We start from the raw sequence: 24567 nt of genomic DNA, 5'->3' as shown, positions 1-24567 counted from the left end.
AAAGGTTCCCGGAGTTTTTACATAGTATCAGTTATAAAATCATTATTTTAAGCTTCCAACCATATCTTCAGGTTTTACCCATTCGTCAAACTGTTCAGCAGTCAACAAGCCAAGATTAATGGCTTCTTCTTTTAATGTTGTCCCGTTTTTATGGGCTGTTTTAGCAATTTTAGCGGCATTTTCATATCCGATATGAGTATTTAAAGCCGTTACAAGCATTAAAGATTTGTCTACAAGCTCTTTAATTCTCTCATGATTCGGCTCAATACCTACCGCACAGTGATCATTGAAAGAAATACATGCATCGGCAATCAATTGGGCAGATTGTAGGAAATTGTATGCCATTACCGGTTTGAAAACATTCAGTTCATAATTCCCCTGAGTTCCGGCAAATGAAATGGTGGTATCATTTCCTAAAACCTGAGCACAAACCATCGTCATCGCTTCATTCTGAGTAGGATTTACTTTCCCCGGCATAATAGAAGATCCCGGTTCATTTTCAGGAATATGAATTTCCCCAATTCCCGAGCGTGGCCCTGATGCCATCAGTCTAACATCCTGAGCAATTTTGTATAAAGAAACAGCCAGCTGCTTTAAAGCTCCGTGAGATTCTACAATCGCATCATGTGCAGCAAGGGCTTCAAATTTATTTTCAGCAGTAACAAAAGGATGTTTTGTAAATTGAGCAATATATTCCGCTACTTTTACATCATAGCCTTTAGGCGTATTCAATCCTGTTCCTACAGCAGTTCCTCCTAAGGCAAGCTCAGAAAGATGAGGTAGGGTATTTTTTAAAGCTCTCAATCCGAATTCCAGCTGGGCTGCATAACCTGAAAATTCCTGCCCAAGAGTAAGCGGAGTGGCATCCATGAGATGGGTTCTCCCGATCTTGACAACATCTTTAAAGGCTTTTGATTTTTCAGACAACGTATTTTTTAGTTTCTCAACAGCGGGAATGGTTACTTCCACCACTTTGGTATACGCAGCAATGTGCATGGCAGTGGGATAGGTATCGTTGGATGACTGAGATTTATTCACATCATCATTCGGGTGGATTTCAGATTTTTCTCCCAATGTGCCGCCGTTATTGACATGGGCTCTGTTGGAAATCACTTCATTCACATTCATGTTCGACTGTGTTCCGGAACCCGTCTGCCAGATCACCAGAGGAAACTGGTCATTCAATTTTCCCTCCAGAATTTCATCACATACTTTCGCGATCATATCTCTTTTTTCCACCGGAAGTACTCCCAGATCAGTATTGGCATAAGCGGCAGCCTTCTTCAGATAAGCAAAAGCTTCAATGATTTCATGCGGCATTGAACCCTCAGGTCCTATTTTGAAATTATTTCTGGAACGTTCCGTCTGTGCACCCCAAAGTTTATCTGCAGGTACCTGCACTTCTCCCATGGTGTCTTTTTCTATTCTGTAATTCATAGTGTTGAAATTTGTATGATCTTTTATTTTTTACGCCAAAAAAATTGTTGGTAGTATCATGTTTAATGAAATAAATAATATTTTGGCTTTGTTTATTTAGCTTCTATAAAGGTACTTATAAACTCAGAAACCTCCAATTTATAATCATTATAAATATCAATATAAATGACTGATTTTACTCATATTTTTTTAAAGGAGGCGTATTTTTGTACAAACAAAAATTGAATGGATTTTAGATATCAGGATCCGTATCCTATTCAGAAAGATGATACGGTGTACAAAAAACTTACATCAGATTATGTAAAGGTTGAAAAGCTGGGTGACAGAGAAATTTTAACAGTAGATCCGAAGGGACTGGAGTTATTGGCAGAAGAAGCCATGGCAGATGTTTCTTTCATGCTTCGCTCTTCGCACCTGGAAAGCCTTAGAAGAATTATTGATGATCCTGAAGCTACAGATAATGACAGATTCGTTGCTTACAACCTTTTACAGAATGCTGCAGTAGCTGCAGAAGGAGCTCTTCCTTCATGTCAGGATACAGGTACAGCGATTGTAATGGGAAAGAAAGGAGAAAATGTATATACAGGAGTAGATGATGGCGAATACCTGAGCAAAGGAATTTACAATACCTATCAGAAAAGAAACTTAAGATATTCTCAGGTCGTTCCTTTAACGATGTTTGATGAGAAGAATTCCGGATCCAACCTTCCTGCACAGATTGATATCTATGCTAAAAAAGGAGATTATTACGAATTTTTATTCTTAACGAAAGGAGGAGGTTCCGCCAATAAAACATTCTTATATCAGAAAACGAAATCTTTACTGAACGAAAAATCTCTTGAAGAATTCATCAAAGAAAAAATTTCAGACCTTGGTACCGCTGCATGTCCGCCATACCACTTAGCATTGGTAATCGGAGGAACTTCAGCTGAAGCCAATCTTGCAGCCGTTAAAAAAGCCTCAGCAAAATATTATGATCATCTTCCGACAGAAGGAAATGAAGCCGGACAGGCATTCAGAGACCTTGAATGGGAAGCTAAAGTTCAGAAAATCTGCCAGGAAAGTGCCATCGGAGCTCAGTTTGGAGGAAAATACCTTACTCACGATGTAAGAGTGATCAGACTTCCGAGACACGCGGCATCTTGTCCGGTAGGAATGGGAGTTTCCTGTTCTGCAGACAGAAATATCAAAGGGAAAATTACCAAAGAAGGAATTTTCCTGGAGCAGCTGGAACAGGATCCGAAAAGATTCTTACCTGATACTCCTCCACATCTGGAAGAAGCTGTTGAGATTAATCTGAACAAACCAATGCCGGAAATTCTTGCAGAGCTTTCCAAATATCCGATCAAAACAAGATTAAAACTGAACGGAACATTAATCGTTGCAAGAGATATTGCTCACGCAAAAATCAAAGAAATTATCGACAGCGGTAAACCAATGCCGGACTATTTCAAAAATCACCCGATCTATTACGCTGGACCTGCAAAAACTCCGGAAGGAATGGCTTCAGGAAGTTTCGGGCCTACTACTGCCGGAAGAATGGACGTTTATGTAGACGAATTCCAAAGCCATGGTGGAAGTATGATCATGCTGGCAAAAGGAAACAGAAGTAAGGATGTTACCAATGCATGTCATAAATACGGAGGTTTCTATCTTGGATCTATCGGAGGGCCGGCTGCCATTCTTGCGAAAGACAATATTGTATCTGTAGATGTGGTAGACTTCCCGGAATTAGGAATGGAAGCAGTAAGAAAAATTGAAGTAAAAGACTTCCCTGCCTTCATCATTTCCGATGATAAGGGCAATGATTTCTTTGCAAATCTTGCTCACTAATTAGTTTAAAATTAAAATAAATAACAAAATAGAACGCTGATCTTTTGTGTAAAAAGGAAAAAAGTTCTATTTTTGCCTAAAATCTTTAAGAGAATGATAACGATATTATCAGCATTTTGGCCGTTCTACCAGTTCCTTTGGACTATATTCTTCATTACTATGTTCCTAGTAGGATTCTGGTGTATTTTTATGTTCTTCGGATTAGTAATCCCAATGTGGCTAACTGAAGGTTTGAAAGAGTATTTCGGAAAAGTAAAGCCTTTCGATCCTGAAGATATCAGAAGAAAGCTTATTTCTGAGCAGGAAGGTGTAGAAGTTATCTATAGCGAGCCTAAAGGAAACGGACCTTTCCTTCACGATCACGGACATCATCATTAATTGATTGTCATTGCTTTTTCACCTGAATTCTGAAAAAGTAATATCAAAGCAAAACAACATATATAGACCGCTTAAGCAATTAAGCGGTTTTTCTATTTATTATTTCTCAGACTTTCCGGAGATACCCCAAATTTCTTTTTAAACGCCCGCGTAAAGTTCTGGAGATATTCATAACCGCACTCAATAGCAATTTCTTTGATCATAATTTCTTTATTGGTAATCATTTTCTTTGCTTTCAACATCCTGAGCTCTGATATATAATGAGCAATCGTTGTATGATACTGCGTTTTGAATTCCTTTCTGATAGTATTCTGGTTCAGTCCAAAATATTTTCCAATTTCTTCTGCTTTTATATTTCTATGGTAATTTTCATCAATGAATTTCCTGATCATTTCAGGCGTTTTTGGAGTGTCTTCGAAAATGTTTTTCTCATTAAATTGCTCAAAGATCAGGATAAGAAGTTTGATAATCTTTGCTTCTATAAATAACTTCTGCATGATTCCTTTCTTATTATAATCCAGAATCTCTTTTACAATCATATGCATCTCAACCGTCATGTCCGGAGGCGTTTCTTTATGAAGGAAAATGAAATTATTATGAATCATATTTTCCAGAATTTCAGCATTTTCACGATTATGCTCGGGATTGATGAGGTTAAAAATATATTGATAATTAATCTGAATCTGGAGATACCTCAGAATTTCCTGGTTTTCTGTCCACAGTTCAGCAACACTTTCTTTAGGAGAATAATGGAGGATGTATTGATTTTTTTTGAATAAAAACTGGGTTCCGCAATCATGACCTTCTAAATTAATGCCATCACTCAACATGAAAATCAAATTAAAACTTGATTTCCCCTCCAGCATATGAGACTTGAAGGATTGATCAGGACACAGGTCTTCCTGCATGATGATTTTGATGTCCTCGGATATGAACAAATGTCCACTTTTTAATTGACGCCTCATACAACACATTTTTACAGCTATGGTACAACTTCTTAAGATAAAAGTCCTCCGCGGGATAACCAAAAGTTCGAAAATGATAACTCGGGGTTGATAATGTGAGGTACTTTTGCGCAAAATTAAATTAAATTTAGAATAATTAAAAATAATATTTCATATGTTTAAAGATTTACATTTTGCAATACGGAAAATCAGAACAGGATTAGCATTGCTAACCGTTGCTGGAAGCTATATATATGCCCAGCAATGGGAAAATGTAGGAGGCATTCAGGATGTATCTGCAGGAGGAAGCAGTTTTAATAATCTTGTTATTGATAACTCGGGAAATTATTATCTGTCCTATTATGATGTTTCAGTAGCTAAAGGCTCTGTTCAGAAATTTAACGGAAACTCGTGGTCTTACCTAGGAGGAACGCCCGGAGTTACTACAGGAACTGCCACCTACAACTCATTGTCTATAAGTCCGAACGGAAACAGTATTTATTATACCAATCAGCTTGGTTATCCAGGCTCTGGGATGGAAGTACGCTTATTTACAGGATCTTTATGGTCTCAGCTTCCGAATGTTACAGACAGTTCCGTTAATTATCAGGCTTCTGCCGTTTCCTCTGATAATATCATATTCACTTATGGATCGTATGGTTCAGGAACGGTTAAAAGATATTCCGGAGGAGCATGGGAGCAGATAGGAAATGCAGGTTTTTCGGGCGGTGCTGACTTCGCTGAAATGGTTATCGGAACCAATAATATGATCTATACCTGTAATGTTTCCGGAGGGATAAAAGTATATCAGAACAGTACAGATGCAAGTTCAGCACAAAACTGGAGTCTGGTAGGAGGAACAGCTGCAGATGCTTCTTCATCAGGAGAGCAGTATAATGCTGATATTGCTTTAGATGGAGCAAACACAATCTATGTTGCTTATGTTTCCAACTCCGGAGGAGGAAGGAAGTTGAATGTCAGAAAGTTTGACGGAAACTCCTGGGTGCAGGTTGGAAATGCCAATTTTTCTGAGGGAAGAGTACAGCATGTTGCCTTAGCCGTAACAGAATCAGGAAAGCCATATGTGGTAGCCAGCCGTTTTGAAAATGATAATTTCCTGAGAAATACCGTTTATCAATTAGACGATTCGCAAAACTGGGTTCCTTTTGGAGGAGATTTTGTTTCAGCTGGAGAGGCAAAATACAATGATTTAGCAATAGATAAGGCACAAAATTATCTTGTTTTGGCTTATTCCGACAATACAACAAAGGTGAAAAGAATTTCTCTGAATCTTAATCCACAAACATGCAGCAATACAGATCCTGGAACCAATGTTGGTGATATTGGTTGTGTAAGTTTTATGTATCGCGGGCAACAGGTTGCTTATACTACAGTAAGAGGAGCAGACGGAAAAATATGGCTTCAGCAGAACCTGGGAAGTACACAGGTGGCTTCATCAGTAGCGGATGCGAATTCTTATGGGGACCTTTTCCAATGGGGAAGATGGGATGATGGACACCAGCTTAGAAATTCCCAGATGGTACCAGCACCATCTCCTAATACTCCGGAAGGAACAAGTACCATTGCTGGAGCTTATGTTGCAGGATCTCCGGCATGGTGGGCAAATTTTGCAAGTGGGGATACATGGAATGGGGCATCACTTGCAGATGTCAATGCTTCTGTAGGTATAGATCCTTGTAAAGCAATAGGACCAGACTGGAAAATGCCTTCTCAGGCAGACTGGACTACTTTAATAGGAGCAGAAAGTATTGGTAATCCGGCAACGGCTTACAGCAGCAATCTCAAATTATCGGCAGGAGGATACAGAAGCTCCAGTGACGGGAACTTTACTTTTGTAGGGCAAAGAGGGTATTTCTGGAGTTCAGATACATCAAGTTTAGGAGCGAAATATCTGTATATCGGATCGACAATTGCCAATCCGTCGGCCGGAGCTATGAGAGGACAGGGATCATCAGTAAGATGCATCAAGCCTACCTCTTCTTTGAGTACTTCAGAAACCAAACTGAATCAATCTGTAATTGGAGTGTATCCTAACCCTACAAAAGGAATTCTTATGGTTAAAGCTGATTCAGGAATTGAAAAAGTAAACGTTGTGAACGCTGTAGGACAAAGAATGAATGTACAGTTCTCGGATCATCAGATCAACATGACTGAACTTCCTTCAGGGTTGTATATTGTAGAATTAAAATTAAAGAATGGACAATCCATTTCTAAAAAGATTATAAAGGAGTAAGCGGATCTCAATACCAAAGATTTCGCCAAAAGAAATTAGTTCATTACAATTACTTTTATTGGAAGGCTCATGAAAATTTCATGAGTCTTTTTTTATTATTTTTCCTCCGAAAAAATAGAAATATTTGATGAATACCGAAGAGGAATAGTGGTCATGAAGAAAAATTTATACTATATTCGATAAAAAATAATAAATGAAAAAGTTTTATTCTGTTGTTTTTCTGTTGATTACCATGGCTGTATTCGGACAGATCAATTATACAATTTCTCCTGATCCGTTCAACGAAACAGATGCGATCACGCTTACTGTTCCCGGGGATCAGATTGATGAGTCTGCGTGGGGCGTTTCCAACAATGCCATTTATATCTGGACCTGGTCGTTTGATACCAATTATCAGAACAGTCAGGATTGCCCTACCAATGGCAGCTGGAACAATTCCAATGATCTGAATAAGCTGAATTATAATGCTGCTACAGATAGTTATTCACTCACTTTTACACCAACTTCTTTTTATGGAAGAACAGGAATCGGAAGGTTTGGGTTTTTATTAAAGGATAAGACGGGATTGCACCAGACTTCACCAGATATTTTTGTAAACGTAGGGACTTTAAACTTAACGCTTACAAATCCATTGGCGAACAGCCTTACTTCAGTTCCTGTGGGGAATTCCATTACTATTACGGCGACGGCAAGTACCAATGCTACATTTCAGTTAAAAGCCAACGGAACTGTTGTCAATTCAACCACAACACCTTCACAGTCTTATTCTTATAGTTATACGGTTACCCAGGATGCAAATATGGAACTTGTGGCGACACAGGGAACCAATTCCAAAACGGCAGCATTCATTGTACAGGTTCCGAGAAATGTTGTTTCCCAGGCAATACCCAACTGGATCAGACAGGGAATCAATTACCATCCGACAGATCCTACCAAGGTGGGATTGGCTTTATATGCTCCGGGGAAAAGTTTTGTTCATGTCATAGGAAGTTTCAATAACTGGACGGTGAATGATACCTATTTAATGAAAAAAGACACCACAAATCCCGATCTGTACTGGATTGAACTCAATGGAATCACTCCTCAGCAGCTTTATACCTTCCAATACAGAACAAACGATTTGAGAAAAGTAGCAGATCCTTATTCTCCACAAATTCTTTCCTCTTATGATGATCCGTGGATTTCCGCTTCTACCTATCCAAACTTACCAGCATTTCCTGCCGGGCAGGGTTTTGAAGTGTCAACATTTAAAACAGGCCAGACCGCTTATAATTGGCAGGTTACCAATTTTCAAAGACCTGCGAAACAGGATCTTATAGTGTATGAATTATTATTGAGAGATTTCACACAGGAAAAGAACTGGCAGTCACTGATCAATAAAATTTCCTATTTAAAGAATTTGAAAATCAATGCTATAGAACTGCTTCCCATCATGGAATTTGACGGAAATCTTTCCTGGGGATATAATACTTCTTTTCATTATGCATTGGACAAAGCCTACGGTACTCCCGAAAAATTCAAAGAATTTGTAGATGTATGCCACCAGAACGGAATTGCAGTCATTCTGGATGTCGCATTTAATCACGCAACAGGACGTTCACCTCTGGTAAGACTCTGGAATATTGATCCGGATGGTGATGGCTATGGAAATGTTGCAGCCAACAACCCTTACTTTAATCAGGTTCCGAAACATTCATACAATGTATTTAACGATTTTAACCATACCAGCCTTTCAACGCAATATTATGTTGAAAGATGTCTTGAGCAATGGCTGACTGAATATCACATAGACGGATTCCGTTGGGATTTAACCAAAGGATTTACGCAAAGCTGTTCTGAAAATGATGAGGCCTGTACCAATGCCTACCAGCAGGACAGAGTGGATATCATGAAAAATTATGCTGATAAACAATGGGCCATTGATCCCAATTCTTATATGATCTTCGAACACCTTGGAACTGATGCAGAAGAACAGCAATGGGCGAATTACAGAATAGCAGAAGGAAAAGGCGTTATGCTTTGGAATAAACAGACAGATCCTTACAATCAGAATACGATGGGATATAAGGAAAACAGCAATTACGACCGAATGAACCACAGTCTTCACGGATTTACCAATATGAGTGCCGTAGGCTATGGAGAAAGCCACGATGAAGAAAGACTGATGTTTAAAAACCTCGCATACGGTGCAGCGAACGGAAGCTATGATGTAAAAAACCTGAATACCGCTCTTGAAAGAATGAAAACATTCGGGGCCACGTTCTTTACTATCCCTGGTCCGAAAATGATCTGGCAGTTTGGAGAATTAGGATATGAATTCAGCATCAACAGATGTGCAAACGGTACGATAGACAGCGGATGCAGAACCGATGAGAAACCTGTTGCATTTACGCTCGGATATGATACTGATCTGAATAGAAAGGCGGTCTACGATACATGGGCTAAAATCATCAACATCAGAAACAGTCATCAGGTCTTTAAATCGAAAACCTATAGTATAGAATCCAACAATCTTACGAACGACCCCAATGGTCTGATCACAAGAATTTATGTATATGATGCCTCTATTACAACAGGAATAAAGAATGTTGTCGTATTGGCCAATTACACGACTTCCGCACAGAATGTAGTGCCTTATTTCCCTTACACAGGTCAATGGCAGAATCTGATGGACAACAGTATTTCAAATGTAGCTTCCACAACAGCTCCAATCACTTTACAATCGGGAGAATTTAGAATCTTTGGTAATTACGCTGGTGCTTTGTCAACAGCAGATGTCAATGCCGCCAACAAATTATCTCTTCAGATTGCAGATAATCCTGTCCGAAATGGAATCGCTAAACTGGTTTTCAATAAAGCAAAAAATGGGGAAATTTCAATTTTTGATATGACCGGTAAAAAACTGGATACTTTCAAACTCGATAAAGAGAGCGGAACTTATAATTTGAAGGTTGATTATCCGGCAGGCACGTATCTTGTGCAGTTGAAATCAGATACAGGAATAGCCATTCAAAAGATGATTATTAAATAAAACAAAAGATTTAGTTGTCTAGACTTATAAAAAATATTTAATATCTTAAAAACCATTAAGAAGGTTTAAGAAATAAAGTATAGTTAAGGTTAATCATTCTGATTTTTAAGTTTCTCTTAATCCTCTTAAACTCTTATTAAATCTTAATGGTTCAAAAATAAAAAGTTTAAACAAGTTCCATACAAAATAAAAGGCAAATTTGCAGATCAGCAGATTTGCTTTTTTTGTAAGTTCAGAAAAATAGTCTACTTTTGCAGTAGATTTATCAAGAAAGGTGGAGGGATTTGGCCCGGTGAAACCTTAGCAACCTGCACAATTCCAGCGTGTAAAGGTGCTAATTCCAACCCTTTGGGAGAGATAATTGAAGTCAATACTCTATATGAATTCCATTTCTTGAAGTCTTGTGTATCTGCGGAAAGATCCGTCAGATTGGTAGTATTAATTGGCAAGAACAAAAATGAAAAAATTAAGCACAGCTGTACTATTGCTTGGAGCAATTCTGGTAGCTGCTCAGGAAAGTGAGGAAAAAGGAAAACAGATCGAAGATATTATCATCGTCGGAAACCGTAATGTCAAAAGAACAAAGCTGGAGACACCGGTTCCTGTAGATGTAATTAATATTGACAAAATCCAGAGAAGTTCTCCCCAAATGACTGCTCAGGATCTCCTTAATTATGTGATTCCGTCGTTTAATGCAGTGAGGCAGTCTGCTTCTGATGGCACAGAGCATATTGATCCCGTAACATTAAGAGGAATGGGCCCTGATCAGGTTCTCGTATTGCTTAACGGAAAAAGAAGACATACAACCTCATTGGTCAATTATCAGAATACTGTAGGAAATGGTTCCGTAGGAACAGATTTGAGTACCATTCCCGTAATTGCTATTGATAGAATAGAAGTGTTAAGAGACGGAGCTGCTGCACAATATGGTTCTGATGCTATTGCCGGAGTGATCAACATAATTCTTAAGAAAAATGCCGGAGCTTCAGCAAGCCTTACTTACGGATTAAGTGGAAGAAATGATGGAGATACGTATCAGGCAGGAGTCAACTACGGAGCTTCATTAGGAAAGGAAGACGGTTATATCAATCTTTCCCTGCAATTAAGCCACAGAGGAAAAACTACAAGAACTCAAAATCACGATCTGGATATTTTCGGAGATAATTTTGCGTATGAATTTGCAGGTGACGCTGAAGCGGTAAAAGCAGCCAGAGCTGCGGATGATGCCGAAATTGAAAAAAGAGGATTGACCCGTGATGATTTCAATTTTCAGATCGGAGATGCCCAGATCAGACAGGGACAGTTGTTTTTCAATTCAGAATATCCTTTTAATGATCATTTTAAACTCTATTCTTTCGGAGGTTTCAGTATTAAAGAAGGAGAAGGGTTTGGTTTCAGAAGACTGCCAAGCGAAAAGTCTAATGTGGTTTCATCCATTTATCCGAACGGTTTTCAGGCGGTTCTTGGGTCTCAGGTATATGATGTTTCCTATGCTGTAGGTGCAAAATATAATGTTAACAACTGGCTATTTGACCTTAGTAATACATTCGGGAGCAATACCTTCAATTATAAGGTAAGCAACACCAATAATGCTTCTCTGGGAGCAAAATCACCCACAAGTTTTTATGCAGGCGCCCATAGTTTCCTTCAGAATACCATTAATCTTGATGTTTCTAAAAATATAAACCGTTTCAATATTGCGTTCGGTGGTGAGTTCAGGTTTGAACAATACCAGATTAAAGCGGGTGACGAAGCATCCTATACCCAATATGACATCGATGGAAATGTAGCTACTGAAGGATCAACAGTACTTGGTGCGGGAGGATCTCAATCCTTTATTGGATTTTCTCCCAACAATGCCTTGAAGAAAGACAGGCATTCCACCGCAGTATATGCAGATGTTTCCTATGATTTGGATAAAAAACTGAATATTGATGCTGCTGCCAGGTTTGAAAATTATTCAGATTTCGGAAACACCTTGAATGGAAAACTCGCGGTACGATATGAGTTTGTAAAAAACTATGCGGTAAGAGCCGCTGTTGGGACAGGATTCAGGGCTCCTTCACTTCAGCAGCAGTATTTTAATAATTCCTATGCAGATATTTCTACTTCCGGTTCAAAGATTGTTACCAAAGGAATATTCAGCAACGATAGTGAAGCTGCCAGAATTCTTGGATTTGATAAACTCAAGCAGGAAACTTCTGTCAATGCAAGTGCCGGATTGACGTTAAAACCATTAAAAGGACTGTTCATTACAATAGATGGCTATTTTATTAAAGTAAAAGACAGAATAGTTATTACAGGTAATATTACAGATCCAAGATTATCAAATCCTGCTGTAGTTGGGCATGGAAATGAAGTAGAAAGCGGAAGATTCTTCGCCAATGCTATTGATACAGAAACGAAAGGAGTAGATGTAGTGGTTTCCTATGACTGGATTCTTGGGAATGGAAAATTAAATATGAATCTTGCCGGAAACTATACGGAAACAAAAATCACAGATTTTCATTTTCCTGAAAACTTAGGAACGCCTCAGGATCAGTTTTTTGGTCCCGATCAGATCAATATCATTGAAACACTGTCTCCAAAAACAAAAGCTTCATTAGGATTAAATTATGGAATAGGAAAATTCAGTTTTCTCGTAAGAAATACCTATTTTGGTAAGGTAATAAGAGATGGTTATCCGTTTGGAGACGTGCAGGAATTCTCACCAAAAGTAGTGACAGACATCAGCGTTGGGTATGATATCACCAAAAGTATCAATTTTACAGTAGGGGCCAACAATATATTTGATGTCTTTCCGGACCGCCAGATTTATAAAAATTCATATTATGGAGTATTCAAATATGCGCCTGTGCAGATGGGAACGCTGGGGAATTATTTCTTCGGAAGGCTTAATTTTAATTTTTAATCATTAAATGAGTACTGCCTCACATCAGATTGGCTGGAAAACAGCCGCAGCCATCGTCGTTTCCAATATGATCGGAACAGGGATTTTTACCACCCTGGGATTTCAGCTTTCCGATATTACCAACACCTACAGTATTTTCCTGCTATGGAGCATCGGAGGGGTTCTCGCTTTGTTTGGGGCATTTTGCTACGCAGAATTGGGTTCCCATTTTAAAGGAAACGGAGGCGATTTTATTTATCTTAAAGAAACCTATCATCCGATTTTCGGATATCTCATAAGCTGGATTTCGCTCATCATAGGATTTTCCTCTCCCGTAGCGCTGGCTGCTTTGGCTATGTCAAAATACCTTTCTGTATTTGATTATAGCTTTGGAAACGGATTTGCCATAGCCGCGATATTCCTGGTGGCAATTGCATTATCATTCAGCCTGAAAACATCCAGCAGGTTTCACAACTTTTTTACATTCATTAAGATCGCTTTTATTATTGTACTGGTTATTCTTGGAGTAGGAATTTCAAATTCACCCCAGATCGGCAACAGCCTTAATTTCAGTGACAGCTGGCAGAATGAGATCATGCTTCCTGCCTTTGCAACCTCTCTGGTATTTGTGACCTATTCCTACACAGGCTGGAATTCAGCTTCCTATATTGCGGGAGAAATAAAGGATGTGCAGAAAAACCTTCCTAAATCATTGATTATAGGAACTGTTTTTGTGACGGTAAGCTATATTCTGGTGAATTATATTATGCTGAAACACGCTCCAGTGAATCAGCTGGCAGGAAAAGAAGATGTGATGGGCGAAGCAGCAGTCAATATGTTGGGTCCGGCTTTTGGAAAAATTGTTAATATTTTTATAGCCCTGCAGCTGATTGCAACCATAAGTGGATACTTGTGGGTTGGCTCAAGACTGACACAGGCTTTTGCAAAACATACCCAAATCTGGAAACCATTATCATCTGGAAATACAAAAGGAATTCCGGTAAGAGCTATTTTTGCCCATGCTGTGATTGCTGCTATTATTATTTTAACGGGAAGCTTTAAAGAAATTTTTGTCTATACAGCTTTTATACTACAGCTTTTTGCAAGTCTTGCGATTTCGACGGTTTTCTTCCTGAAGAAAAAAGACAGGAAGATCTTTAAGTCGAATGCTTTCCATATTTTTCCGGCTGTTTTTCTGCTGTTCAGTATCTATATTCTCTATTTTACATTCATTCATAACCCTAAGGAAAGCTTGATAGGATTGGGAATTATCGCTGTAGGAATTATTTTATATCTGATAGACAGAAGACTTTCTAAAGGATCTTAGAGCCTGATTTCAATATAATAAACATTTTTACAATTCAGCTTTTTTACCTTTTTGACTCTTTATCCCTAATGCTCAAAAATTTATGATGATTTGGAATTTTAATTTTGAATTAATAATCCTTATCTTTGCACCCACAAAATTTCTACAATGTCTAAATCATTAATTCCAAAATTAGAAGCTATAAAACAAAGATATAATGAGGTTGCAGACCTTATTATACAGCCTGATGTCATTTCAGACCAAAAAAGATATTCTTCTTTGAACAAAGAATATAGTGATTTGGGAAAAATTGTAAGAGTTTATGATCAGTACAAAGGCGCTTTGGATAGTATCGCAGAATCTGAAGAAATCATTGCAGATGGTTCAGACAGAGATCTGGTAGATCTGGCTAAAGAAGAAAAACTGGAAGCCCAGGCTAAACTTCCCGGATTGGAAGAAGAGCTGAAAGTATTGCTGATTCCTAAAGATCCTGCAGATGACAAAAACGTTATCGTGGAACTACGTGCCGGAACCGGAGGTGATGAAGCCGCTATTTTCGTGGAAGATATCTACAGAATGTATACCATGTATTTCAAAACAAAAGGATGGAGACATGAAGTGACAGATTCTAATGAAGCAGCGAAAGGATACAAGGAATTGATCATGAAGGTGGAAGGAGAAGGTGTTTACGGAATCATGAAGTTTGAATCCGGAGTTCACCGTGTACAGCGTGTACCTGAGACAGAATCTCAGGGAAGAGTACACACTTCTGCCATTACGGTTGCAGTTCTTCCGGAAGCTGAAGAAGTAGATTTTGAACTGAATCCTGCAGATATTGAAATGCAGACTTCCCGTTCAGGTGGTGCCGGAGGTCAGAACGTAAACAAGGTTGAAACGAAAGTTCAGCTTACCCACAAACCTTCAGGACTTGTTGTGGTTTGTCAGCAGGCTCGTTCTCAGCTTGCTAACCGTGAGCTGGCGATGGAAATGCTGAGAACAAAACTATACGATATCGAATTACAGAAAGTACAGGGAGATATCGCTGCACAACGTAAATCCATGGTTTCTACCGGTGACCGTTCTGCAAAAATTAAAACGTACAATTATCCACAGGGTAGAGTTACAGATCACAGAATCAACAAGTCTATGTACAATCTTGATGCTTACATGAATGGCGATATTTCTGAAATGATTGATGCCGTAATCATGGCAGAAAATGCAGAAAAGATGAAAGGGGAAGAAGAAAATTACTAAAAAATCGAAATAATTAAAATACAGCCTCTGATTTTTCAGAGGCTTTTTTACATACTAAATACAATTTAAACTATGAAAAATTACAAAATTATTTTCCTGCTATTGCTTTCCGTGATGGGACAACAGCTGATGGCTCAGACAGAAGTGAAGAAACCCAAAGAAGCCTTTGAACTCTTTTTCGGAACTTTTGTGAATAATGATGAAACTGCTTTGAACAAACTTAACGATTATCTAAGACCTACTGTAGAAGGCCAGAATGCGTATCAGGTAGATTTTAAGGAAACTTCAAAAGAAATGATAAATGGCAGCGTTGAGAATTTTCTGGCTGCTTTCCCTAAAGCCACGGCTGCAGCATGCAAAAAAGAGGCGGAAGAGTATTTTATTGCGATGTTTGGGAATTTTAAAACAGGAAAACTGACTGTTAAAAATGTAAAAGTGGTACCGAATGAATATGTTAAGGACGAAAAAATTGCAGAAATAAGTTATTCCGTAAGCTTTCTGGTTCCCTCGAAATTAACTTCCGGACCAAAAGGCGATCTGAGTAAAATAAAAGCAGAAGAACTGAAAAAATATCTGGTTCAGGCAGCGCAGGATTTCAAAAATGCTGATAAAACAGTAACAGCTGATCAGAGTTTTAATCTTTACGAAATGAAAGTAGGAGACAAAATATATTACTGGAACGGAAGCCCGGATGAGATTGTTTCCAACCTTACCGATTTTTATTTTGAAAGCTTCGGAGCCAATGAATAACCGATTATAAAGTATAGAAAGTCCCAATACAACGGGGCTTTTTTTATTTCACATACTTTACGTATTTTTGAGACAAACCGATCAGTATGAATTTTAAGCCTATATTGTTAACAGCTGGAGTATTATTTTCAGCATCTTTTTATTCTCAGAAAATGAATTACCCTAAAGCGTTAAAAGGAAACCAGACAGATACCTATTTTGGAACTGCCGTTTCTGATCCCTTCAGAGATCTGGAAAATGATTCTGAACCTACAAAAAAATGGGTGGATGAAGAAGTTGCTTACAGCCAGAATTACCTTTCTAAGATTCCGTTCAGGGATAAAATTAAAAATCAGTTGAAGGAAATCTGGAACTATGAAAAAATTTCTGCACCTTTCAAAGAAGGAGATTATACCTATTATTATAAAAATGACGGTCTGCAGGCCCAGTCTGTTTTGTATAGAACAAACAACAAGACCAATGCTACAGAAGTCTTTTTAGATCCTAATAAATTTTCAGAAAAGGGAACAACTTCTCTTTCCAACCTGTCGTTCAATAAAAAAGGTAACCTTGCTGCCTACTCTATTTCTGAAGGAGGAAGCGATTGGAACAAGATCATCATCATTGATGCAGTAACCAAAAAACAGATTGATGAAACTTTACTGGATGTGAAATTCAGTGGAATTTCATGGCAGGGAGACGAAGGCTTCTATTATTCAAGCTACGACAAACCGAAAGAAGGAACAGTTCTTTCAGGGATGACTGATAAACATAAAGTATACTTCCACAAGCTGGGAACAAAGCAGTCTGAAGATAAACTGATTTTCGGAGGAGAGAAAACGCCAAGAAGATATCTTAGTGCAGGAGTTTCTGAAGACCAGAGATATCTTATCATTTCTGCAGCTAATGCTACAAATGGTAATGAATTGTACATAAAAGACCTTCAAAAAGGCGGAGATTTTGTGCAGATTATGAACGGATTTGATATCAATGCCAGCATTGTAGACACACAGGGTGATGATCTTTTCATTTTCACAGATAAAGATGCACCGAATATGCGTCTTGTAAAAACAACCATCAGTAACCCGGCTCCGGCAACATGGAAAGATGTCATTCCACAAACAGAAAATGTTTTGGGAATTTCTTCAGGTGGTGGATATTTCTTCGCAACCTATATGATTGATGCTATTGATCAGGTAAAACAGTTTGATAAAACCGGAAAACTGATCAGAGAAATTGCACTTCCCGGCAAAGGAAATATCTCAGGGTTCGGAGGAAAAGAAAAAGAGAAAGATGTTTACTTCTCTTTCAGCAATTATATTACACCGGGAACTACTTATAAATTCAATGTAGACTCAGGAAAATCTGAAATCTATCAAAAACCTAAAGTGAAGTTTAATCCGGATGACTATGTTTCAGAACAGGTATTCTATACTTCAAAAGACGGTACAAAAGTACCTATGATGATCAATTACAAGAAAGGAACTAAACTTAACGGTAAAAACCCTACTATTCTGTATTCTTACGGAGGTTTCAACATCAGCCTGCAGCCATCATTCTCTGTAGTTAATGCCATCTGGATGGAGAATGGCGGTATTTACGCTGTTCCAAATATCCGTGGAGGAGGTGAGTATGGTAAAAAGTGGCACGATGCCGGGACTAAACAGCAGAAGAAAAATGTTTTTGAAGATTTTATCGCTGCCGGAGAATATCTTCAAAGTAAAGGGTATACTTCAAAAGAATACATGGCGCTGTCAGGAAGATCAAACGGAGGATTACTGGTAGGAGCGACAATGACGATGAGGCCTGATCTTGCCCGAGTAGCCTTTCCCGGAGTTGGAGTTCTGGATATGCTGAGGTATAATAAATTTACAGCCGGAGCAGGATGGTCTTATGATTACGGTACTGCAGAAGACAGTAAAGAAATGTTTGAATACCTTAAATCTTATTCTCCGGTACACAATGTAAAAGCAGGAACTTGTTATCCTTCCACAATGATTATCACAAGTGATCACGATGACAGGGTTGTTCCGGCACACTCTTTCAAATTTGGTGCAGAGCTTCAGGAAAAACAGGCATGTAAAAACCCTATTCTCTTAAGAATTGAAAAGAATGCAGGACACGGCGCCGGAAGATCTACAGATCAGGTGATCAGTGAAAATGCAGATCTTATATCATTTGCATTGTTTGAGATGGGAATAAAGAAATAATTTTAAAAAAGTAAAATATTTAAACAAACGGTCGATTTTATTTAAAATTGACTGTTTTTTTTATGTTGTTATGTTTATAATTCTTATTTTTAAGGCGGATATTTAAAGTTTATTAATTCTAAACTAATTAGGTAATTATGAAAAAAAGAATTTTACTGGTTTGTGCATTGGCTGCTGGGCTATCCAGCCTTAATGCGCAGAGGTGGGAACCTGCCTCACAAAGAACATCAGAGATCAGAAAAGAAGTCGAAGTTCAGTATGCTTACAGATTTGATTTACAGTCTCTTAGGAATATTCTAAAAGACGCTGTAGAAACAGGGAAAGGAGCTCAGGCTGTGATCGTATCTCTGCCTACAGCAGAAGGAAAAATTGAAAAATTTGCTGTTTATAGTGATCCTGTGATGGAAAAATCCATGGCAGACAGATATCAGCTGGGATCTTATGTAGGAGTAGGGGTTGATGATCCTGGCAAATATGTAAGATTCAGTACTGCACCTACCGAAATGCAGTCGATGATTATCAAAGACGGGAAATTTCAGTTTATAGAGCCTATTACTGCTGATAAGCAGGTGTATGGTGTTTTCTATAAAACAAAAAGAACAGAGGCAGATCATGGTTTTGAATGTACTACCGAAGAGAAAAATTTCAAAGATATTAAATCATTAGAAGCCTTCGGAAAAAAAAATCTTTCTAATGTAGGAATTACAAGCAGACCGGCAAGTACGAAATTCAGAACTTACAGATTGGCTCTATCTACTACAGGAGAATATACAAAGAAATTTGATCCGACTGGAGGAGTAACGAATACCGTTACTCAGATGAATGCTACTATAACCCGTGTAAATGGCGTTTTTCAAAAAGATTTTGCAATTAAACTGATTATTCAGGATCTTCCTAACATTATATATACAGACCCTGCAACAGACCCTTATACTGGAAACTTAAACTTACAGCTTCAGCAAACCTTAACAGCTCAAGTAGGGAATGCGAATTATGATATGGGGCATGTATTCAATGCTGCCGGTGGTAACGGAAATGCCGGATCTATCGGATCTACATGTGTAGATCCTGCTACAGCTACTTCATTAGCAAAAGGATCTGCGTTTACACAGAATACCAATCCAACAGGAGATCTTTTTGATATTGATTATGTTGCGCATGAAATGGGACACCAGCTTGGAGGAAACCATACCTTTTCACATGCTACGGAAGGCTCTGGTGTAAATGTTGAGCCGGGTGGAGGAACAACAATTATGGGATATGCCGGAATTACTCAGGACAATGTACAGGCTAATTCGGATGCTTATTTCCATTATTCTTCAATTAATCAGATTCTAAATAGCTTAGACGCCAAGACTACTTGTGGAACATCTGAAAATATTACAAATAATACAGCACCTACTATTGCAGCCCTTACAGCATACACTATTCCAAAGGGTACTCCTTATTACCTGGATGCATCTGCTACCGATGCTGAAGGTGATGCAATAAAATATACCTGGGAGCAATATGACAGTGTCAATAATCTTGCTTCTATTTCCGGAGACAGTGGTTGGGGATACAATGCACAAGGCTCGATTGCAAGATCTTTCTTCGGAACAGCAAGCGGAAGAAGATATTTCCCGAGTTTACCACTTGTAATGGCTGGAAAACTTACTAATAAAGCTACCTGGGAAACAGTTTCCTACATACCGAGAATACTTCACTATGCGGTAACTGCTAGAGATGAAAATGCTTTGAGACCAATGCTTGTATCTTCAGAAACAACCCTTACTGTAGGAAATGACGGACCATTTAAATTTAATGGAATTACTTCTTCGACAACCCTATATAATAATGCATCAAATACAATTACCTGGGATGTTGCCAATACCAATGCCGCACCATATAACGCAAGTAATGTAAAGATTGAGTATACTACAGACCTTGTTAATGGATCTGCATGGACAGAATTAGTGGCCTCCACTCCAAATACAGGAACCTATACAGTACAGATGCCTGCAAATCTGACAGGAGCAATCAAATTAAAAATTTCAGCTATAGGAAACGTATTCTATGCAGTATCTCCACAAGTAACTGTAGGCACAGCCCCTACATCTACTACAGCAGCTCCTACAGGAGTATCTGCTTTAGCTTCTGAAATCTTAAAAACTACAGCAAGATTGTCTTGGAATAACGTGCCTGGAGCTACTTATTCTATTAACTATAGAAAAGTAGGAGAAACAAACTGGCAGAATACAACAAGCTCTGTAAACTCTGTTTTATTAAGTAGTTTAGAGGATGAAACTAATTATGAAGCTCAGGTTGCGGCTGTTGTGAATAGTGTTCCGGGAACATTCTCAGCAAACTATGCATTTAAAACAAAAGGTTTAACTACAGGAGCAGATTATTGTCTGATGAGTACAGGGGGAAATAACCTGAATGCCCCATATTATAGCGGTCTTATTCAGCTTAACCTATCTAATCTTGCCTATTTCTCAGGTAATTTAGCCACTGCAGCAAAAACTTATCTTGATTTCAGTGATGATCCAACGAAAATAATTAATTTAACAAAAGGAACCCAGTATACAGCTTCATTTAGAAATTTAGGGCATGATTTGGGTACATACAGTGACTTCCTTGAAATCTGGATCGATTATAATAGAAATGGAATTTTTGAATCTACAGAAAAAGTAGGATCTCATTCAGCTGTCCCTGTATACAATGCAGCAAACCAGCTTAGCTTCCATGATGGAACAATTACATTTACTGTACCCGCAACTGCATATGCAGGCGATAAATCATTGAGAATGAGAGTTGCAAGTACATTCTTTAATGCAGCCACAGGACCATGTGGTGTTTCATCAGTTCCGGTACAGGGAGGAGGAGTTATTTCTACTGGAGGCTTCAGAGACTTTACTGTAAAAATTGCAGAAACCCTTGCTGTAAATGAAACAAAAGATGTAAAATCAACTGAGATTTCAATCTATCCGAACCCTGCAGATACTTTCGTAGAAGTGAAAAATCTGAAAGGAAAAGCAGATTATAAAATCTATACTGCTGACGGAAGATTAGCTCAGGAAGGTCAGATTGACGGACAAAGAATTAATGTTGCTTCATTAATCAAAGGGATGTATGTGATCACAATAAAAGATGACAAAAATACTTACAATACGAAGCTTATCAAAAAATAAGCACACTATTTATAAATAAGAATGGCCGGACAAATGTCTGGCCTTTTTCTTTTGCTAAAATCAAGAAAAACAGAATGTTAACAGAAGTTTCATGTTTCGTTCAAAAAAATTAACTTTACGGGGACAAAAATAATTGGAATGCGAAAGACAATTTCTGTGAAAAACCCGGATTTTAGTGTATCACCTCAGGAAAGAGAGATTTACAATTTTGAAAAAGACGGCCTTGAACTCAAATCATCCTATGAAAAAAAAGATGTAAAAGATGAATCATTAACGCAGACTTCACCAGGAATTGCTCCCTATCTGAGAGGGCCGTATTCCACCATGTATGTTCAGAAGCCATGGACGATTCGTCAGTATGCCGGGTTTTCCACAGCTGAAGAATCCAATGCTTTTTACAGAAGAAACCTTGCAGCCGGCCAGAAAGGGCTTTCCGTAGCATTTGACCTGGCCACACACAGGGGATATGATTCTGACCATTCAAGGGTGGTGGGAGACGTAGGAAAAGCAGGTGTTGCCATCGACTCTGTAGAAGACATGAAGATTCTTTTCAATGAGATTCCACTGGATCAGATTTCAGTATCCATGACCATGAACGGAGCGGTACTTCCAATTTTGTCTTTCTACATCGTAGCGGCAGAGGAGCAGGGAGTAAAACAGGAGCTGCTTTCAGGAACCATTCAGAATGATATTTTGAAAGAATTCATGGTGAGAAATACGTACATCTATCCGCCGGCACCTTCTATGAAGATCATCGCAGATATTTTTGAATATACCTCGCAAAACATTCCGAAATTCAACTCAATTTCTATTTCCGGATACCATATGCAGGAAGCTGGTGCTACACCCGTACTTGAAATGGCGTACACACTGGCAGACGGCCTTGAATACGTAAGAACAGGAATCAAAGCAGGAATGAATGTAGACGATTTTGCCCCAAGATTATCTTTCTTCTGGGCAATCGGAATGAATCATTTCATGGAAATTGCTAAAATGCGTGCTGCAAGATATATCTGGGCAACCCTTTTAAAACAGTTTAATCCTCAGAACCCGAAATCTCTGGCATTAAGAACCCACTCTCAGACTTCCGGCTGGTCTCTGACAGAGCAGGAACCCTTCAATAATATTACAAGAACAGCTATTGAAGCGTTGTCTTCGGCTTTAGGAGGAACACAGTCTCTCCACACCAATGCACTGGATGAAGCCATTGCACTTCCCACCGATTATTCAGCAAAAATTGCAAGAAATACGCAGATCATTCTTCAGCAGGAAAGCGGAATATGTGATGTGGTAGATCCGATGGGAGGTAGTAACCTGGTGGAAAGCCTTACTCAGCAAATGATTGAAGAAGCGATGAGGTACATTGATGAGGTAGAACAGGAAGGAGGAATGACCAAAGCTATCGAAGCCGGAATTCCAAAAATGAGAATTGAAGAAGCTGCCGCTAAAAAACAGGCTAAGATTGATAGCGGAGAAGAATTCATTATCGGAGTGAATTCATTCAAATCCTCATTGAAACAGGAGCAGATAGAAATCTTAGATATTGATAATACAGAAGTTCGCAGAAAGCAGATCGAAAGACTGAATACCATCAAAGCAGAACGAAATACAGAAGCAGTGGAACAAATCCTTAATGACATCCGTGAAAGCGCAAAAACAGGAAAAGGAAACCTTCTGGCATTATGTATTGAAGCCGCAAGAAGAAGAGTTACCCTTGGCGAAATGAGTGATGCCATGGAAGAATCTTTCGGAAGATATAAAGCAAATATTAAAACAATCTCTGGTGTATACGCAATGAATGCCGGTAAAAATGAATACTTTGAAAAAGCCCTTACCCTGACTCAGAAATTTGAAGAAGAAGAAGGACGACGTCCAAGACTAATGGTAGCCAAAATGGGACAGGATGGCCACGACAGAGGTGCAAAAGTAGTGGCAACCGCATTTGCCGATATGGGATTTGATGTGGATGTGGCTCCCTTATTCCAGACCCCGGAAGAAGTTGCTAAACAGGCTGTGGAGAATGATATTCACATTTTAGGAGTTTCCTCATTGGCAGCAGGACACAAAACACTGGTTCCGCAGGTGGTGGAAGAGTTATCCAAGCTGGGAGCAGATGATATTACCATCGTTGTAGGTGGAGTAATTCCACAACAGGATTATGAATTCTTGTATGCCAACGGTGCCGATTTTATTTTCGGGCCCGGAACCAACCTGCCGAAATGTGCCGTAGAAATTCTGGAAAAATTCCTAAATTAATTATTTGTAGAGAATAACTTGCATGGCTTTTGTATAGTTTAATGAAAAAATTTCATTATGGCTTATACAGTAGTTTCAGTATTTCCGGTGACTGTAGATACAGAGGGAATTAAAAAAGGATTAAAAGAAAAAGGCTTTGACGAAGCAAACATCATTATTTCAAAGTCCAGAGTAGAAAGTGGTATGTCTGTTGATCAGTATCAGGAAGATAAACAGACACAGGATTTTTTTGACTATGTTTTTGCTTACGATGCAGAAATGTTGGACGCTTACCGTAAACACAGTGTAGGCAGAAGCAATGTTATTGTTTATACCGATAATCTTGAACAGGCAAAAGCAGCCAAAGAAGTATTAAATGAATATGGAGCTCTTGAAGTCTACCGAAAACCTTCAGAAAAAAGAGACAGCATTCCGGAGGGTATGACTGAGGATGAATATAATGGTATCATTGCCAAAGCAAGACATAATCTTTACTTTCTCGGATCAGAAAGAGTCTATCATTCCAATCAGGTGAAAGGAATGGATGACGAAATGGATAGTCTGGGTTCAAAAGATTAATTTCACAATAAATAAAAGACTGGTTAAAGAAATAACCAGTCTTTTTATTAAAAAATATTTTGATTCTCAGAAAAATGTCTATATTTGCACCTGAAAATCAAGTTTAACCAATAAAAAACGACGAAGCAATGTTCAGAACTAAACAGAATTCTACAGTTGGATTGCCACTTATGGTGGTAAGGCTTCGCGGTTTGGTACATTCTTAGAATAACAGTACAATGAAATATCAAAACCCGAAGTCGTAGAGATTTCGGGTTTTTTATTGCGCAATATTTCAAACTTCAAGTTTCCCCGAAATCTTTTTTAGTGTCATT

14 protein-coding genes and 1 riboswitch are annotated in these 24567 nt (G+C 38.5%); of the genes, 12 read left to right on the top strand and 2 right to left on the bottom strand.

Annotated features, from left to right (window positions below; all coding sequences use genetic code 11):
• Positions 1-42: 42 nt before the first annotated feature.
• Positions 43-1437 carry a class II fumarate hydratase gene (gene fumC / locus JNG87_RS17840; RefSeq protein WP_202840074.1) on the bottom strand — a complete coding sequence of 465 codons (1395 nt, stop codon included), beginning with the start codon at positions 1435-1437 and terminating at the stop codon, positions 43-45.
• A 225-nt stretch (positions 1438-1662) separates the two neighbouring features.
• Here fumC and JNG87_RS17835 point away from each other — a divergent pair, with 225 nt between their 5' ends.
• Together JNG87_RS17835 and JNG87_RS17830 are read left to right on the top strand one after the other, a co-directional pair.
• On the top strand, positions 1663-3270 hold the full coding sequence (locus JNG87_RS17835; protein WP_202840072.1) for a fumarate hydratase: 1608 nt from the start codon (positions 1663-1665) through the stop codon (positions 3268-3270).
• A 93-nt stretch (positions 3271-3363) separates the two neighbouring features.
• Positions 3364-3648, top strand: coding sequence for a hypothetical protein (locus JNG87_RS17830; RefSeq protein ID WP_170872059.1), 285 nt, complete (start codon positions 3364-3366; stop codon positions 3646-3648).
• A gap of 92 nt (positions 3649-3740) precedes the next feature.
• Here the strand turns inward: JNG87_RS17830 and JNG87_RS17825 are convergent, their stop codons facing one another.
• A complete protein-coding gene (locus JNG87_RS17825; protein ID WP_202840070.1) occupies positions 3741-4613 on the bottom strand; it encodes a helix-turn-helix transcriptional regulator in 873 nt (290 codons plus the stop codon).
• Between the two features lie 154 nt (positions 4614-4767).
• Between JNG87_RS17825 and JNG87_RS17820 the strand changes: the two genes are divergently transcribed.
• From JNG87_RS17820 to JNG87_RS17775, 10 genes are all read left to right on the top strand, one after another.
• Complete coding sequence (locus JNG87_RS17820) at positions 4768-6846, top strand: T9SS type A sorting domain-containing protein (RefSeq protein WP_202840068.1); 2079 nt, start codon at positions 4768-4770, stop codon at positions 6844-6846.
• Between the two features lie 193 nt (positions 6847-7039).
• Positions 7040-9877 (top strand): alpha-amylase family glycosyl hydrolase, encoded by a 2838-nt coding sequence (locus JNG87_RS17815; protein ID WP_202840066.1) that lies wholly within the window; start codon positions 7040-7042, stop codon positions 9875-9877.
• A gap of 259 nt (positions 9878-10136) precedes the next feature.
• Positions 10137-10241, top strand: a riboswitch (SAM riboswitch).
• A 93-nt stretch (positions 10242-10334) separates the two neighbouring features.
• Positions 10335-12788 (top strand): TonB-dependent receptor plug domain-containing protein, encoded by a 2454-nt coding sequence (locus tag JNG87_RS17810; RefSeq protein WP_202840064.1) that lies wholly within the window; start codon positions 10335-10337, stop codon positions 12786-12788.
• Between the two features lie 7 nt (positions 12789-12795).
• Positions 12796-14094, top strand: coding sequence for an APC family permease (locus JNG87_RS17805; protein ID WP_202840063.1), 1299 nt, complete (start codon positions 12796-12798; stop codon positions 14092-14094).
• 147 nt (positions 14095-14241) lie between these two features.
• Positions 14242-15327 carry a peptide chain release factor 1 gene (gene prfA / locus JNG87_RS17800; RefSeq protein WP_062676053.1) on the top strand — a complete coding sequence of 362 codons (1086 nt, stop codon included), beginning with the start codon at positions 14242-14244 and terminating at the stop codon, positions 15325-15327.
• 72 nt (positions 15328-15399) lie between these two features.
• Positions 15400-16077 carry a hypothetical protein gene (locus JNG87_RS17795; protein WP_202840061.1) on the top strand — a complete coding sequence of 226 codons (678 nt, stop codon included), beginning with the start codon at positions 15400-15402 and terminating at the stop codon, positions 16075-16077.
• Positions 16078-16163: 86 nt separating this feature from the next.
• Positions 16164-18266, top strand: a complete 2103-nt coding sequence (locus JNG87_RS17790; protein ID WP_202840059.1) for a prolyl oligopeptidase family serine peptidase — start codon at positions 16164-16166, stop codon at positions 18264-18266.
• Positions 18267-18403: 137 nt separating this feature from the next.
• Positions 18404-21439 carry a reprolysin-like metallopeptidase gene (locus tag JNG87_RS17785; protein ID WP_202840057.1) on the top strand — a complete coding sequence of 1012 codons (3036 nt, stop codon included), beginning with the start codon at positions 18404-18406 and terminating at the stop codon, positions 21437-21439.
• A gap of 138 nt (positions 21440-21577) precedes the next feature.
• Positions 21578-23695, top strand: a complete 2118-nt coding sequence (gene scpA, locus JNG87_RS17780; protein WP_202840055.1) for a methylmalonyl-CoA mutase — start codon at positions 21578-21580, stop codon at positions 23693-23695.
• Positions 23696-23752: 57 nt separating this feature from the next.
• Entirely contained in the window at positions 23753-24253 is a 501-nt protein-coding gene (locus tag JNG87_RS17775) for a hypothetical protein (protein WP_202840053.1), read from the top strand.
• Positions 24254-24567 lie beyond the last annotated feature (314 nt).

Source organism: Chryseobacterium cucumeris, assembly GCF_016775705.1.
Lineage (GTDB): Bacteria > Bacteroidota > Bacteroidia > Flavobacteriales > Weeksellaceae > Chryseobacterium > Chryseobacterium cupriresistens.
The sequence above is the reverse complement of the archived record's forward strand: the minus strand, read 5'-3'. Positions and strand labels throughout refer to the sequence as shown.

Coding starts and splice junctions, on each gene's coding strand:
- fumC (WP_202840074.1), bottom strand. CDS start 1,437: ATGAATTACAGAATAGAAAAAGACACCATGGGAGAAGTGCAGGTACCT.
- JNG87_RS17835 (WP_202840072.1), top strand. CDS start 1,663: ATGGATTTTAGATATCAGGATCCGTATCCTATTCAGAAAGATGATACG.
- JNG87_RS17830 (WP_170872059.1), top strand. CDS start 3,364: ATGATAACGATATTATCAGCATTTTGGCCGTTCTACCAGTTCCTTTGG.
- JNG87_RS17825 (WP_202840070.1), bottom strand. CDS start 4,613: ATGAGGCGTCAATTAAAAAGTGGACATTTGTTCATATCCGAGGACATC.
- JNG87_RS17820 (WP_202840068.1), top strand. CDS start 4,768: ATGTTTAAAGATTTACATTTTGCAATACGGAAAATCAGAACAGGATTA.
- JNG87_RS17815 (WP_202840066.1), top strand. CDS start 7,040: ATGAAAAAGTTTTATTCTGTTGTTTTTCTGTTGATTACCATGGCTGTA.
- JNG87_RS17810 (WP_202840064.1), top strand. CDS start 10,335: ATGAAAAAATTAAGCACAGCTGTACTATTGCTTGGAGCAATTCTGGTA.
- JNG87_RS17805 (WP_202840063.1), top strand. CDS start 12,796: ATGAGTACTGCCTCACATCAGATTGGCTGGAAAACAGCCGCAGCCATC.
- prfA (WP_062676053.1), top strand. CDS start 14,242: ATGTCTAAATCATTAATTCCAAAATTAGAAGCTATAAAACAAAGATAT.
- JNG87_RS17795 (WP_202840061.1), top strand. CDS start 15,400: ATGAAAAATTACAAAATTATTTTCCTGCTATTGCTTTCCGTGATGGGA.
- JNG87_RS17790 (WP_202840059.1), top strand. CDS start 16,164: ATGAATTTTAAGCCTATATTGTTAACAGCTGGAGTATTATTTTCAGCA.
- JNG87_RS17785 (WP_202840057.1), top strand. CDS start 18,404: ATGAAAAAAAGAATTTTACTGGTTTGTGCATTGGCTGCTGGGCTATCC.
- scpA (WP_202840055.1), top strand. CDS start 21,578: ATGCGAAAGACAATTTCTGTGAAAAACCCGGATTTTAGTGTATCACCT.
- JNG87_RS17775 (WP_202840053.1), top strand. CDS start 23,753: ATGGCTTATACAGTAGTTTCAGTATTTCCGGTGACTGTAGATACAGAG.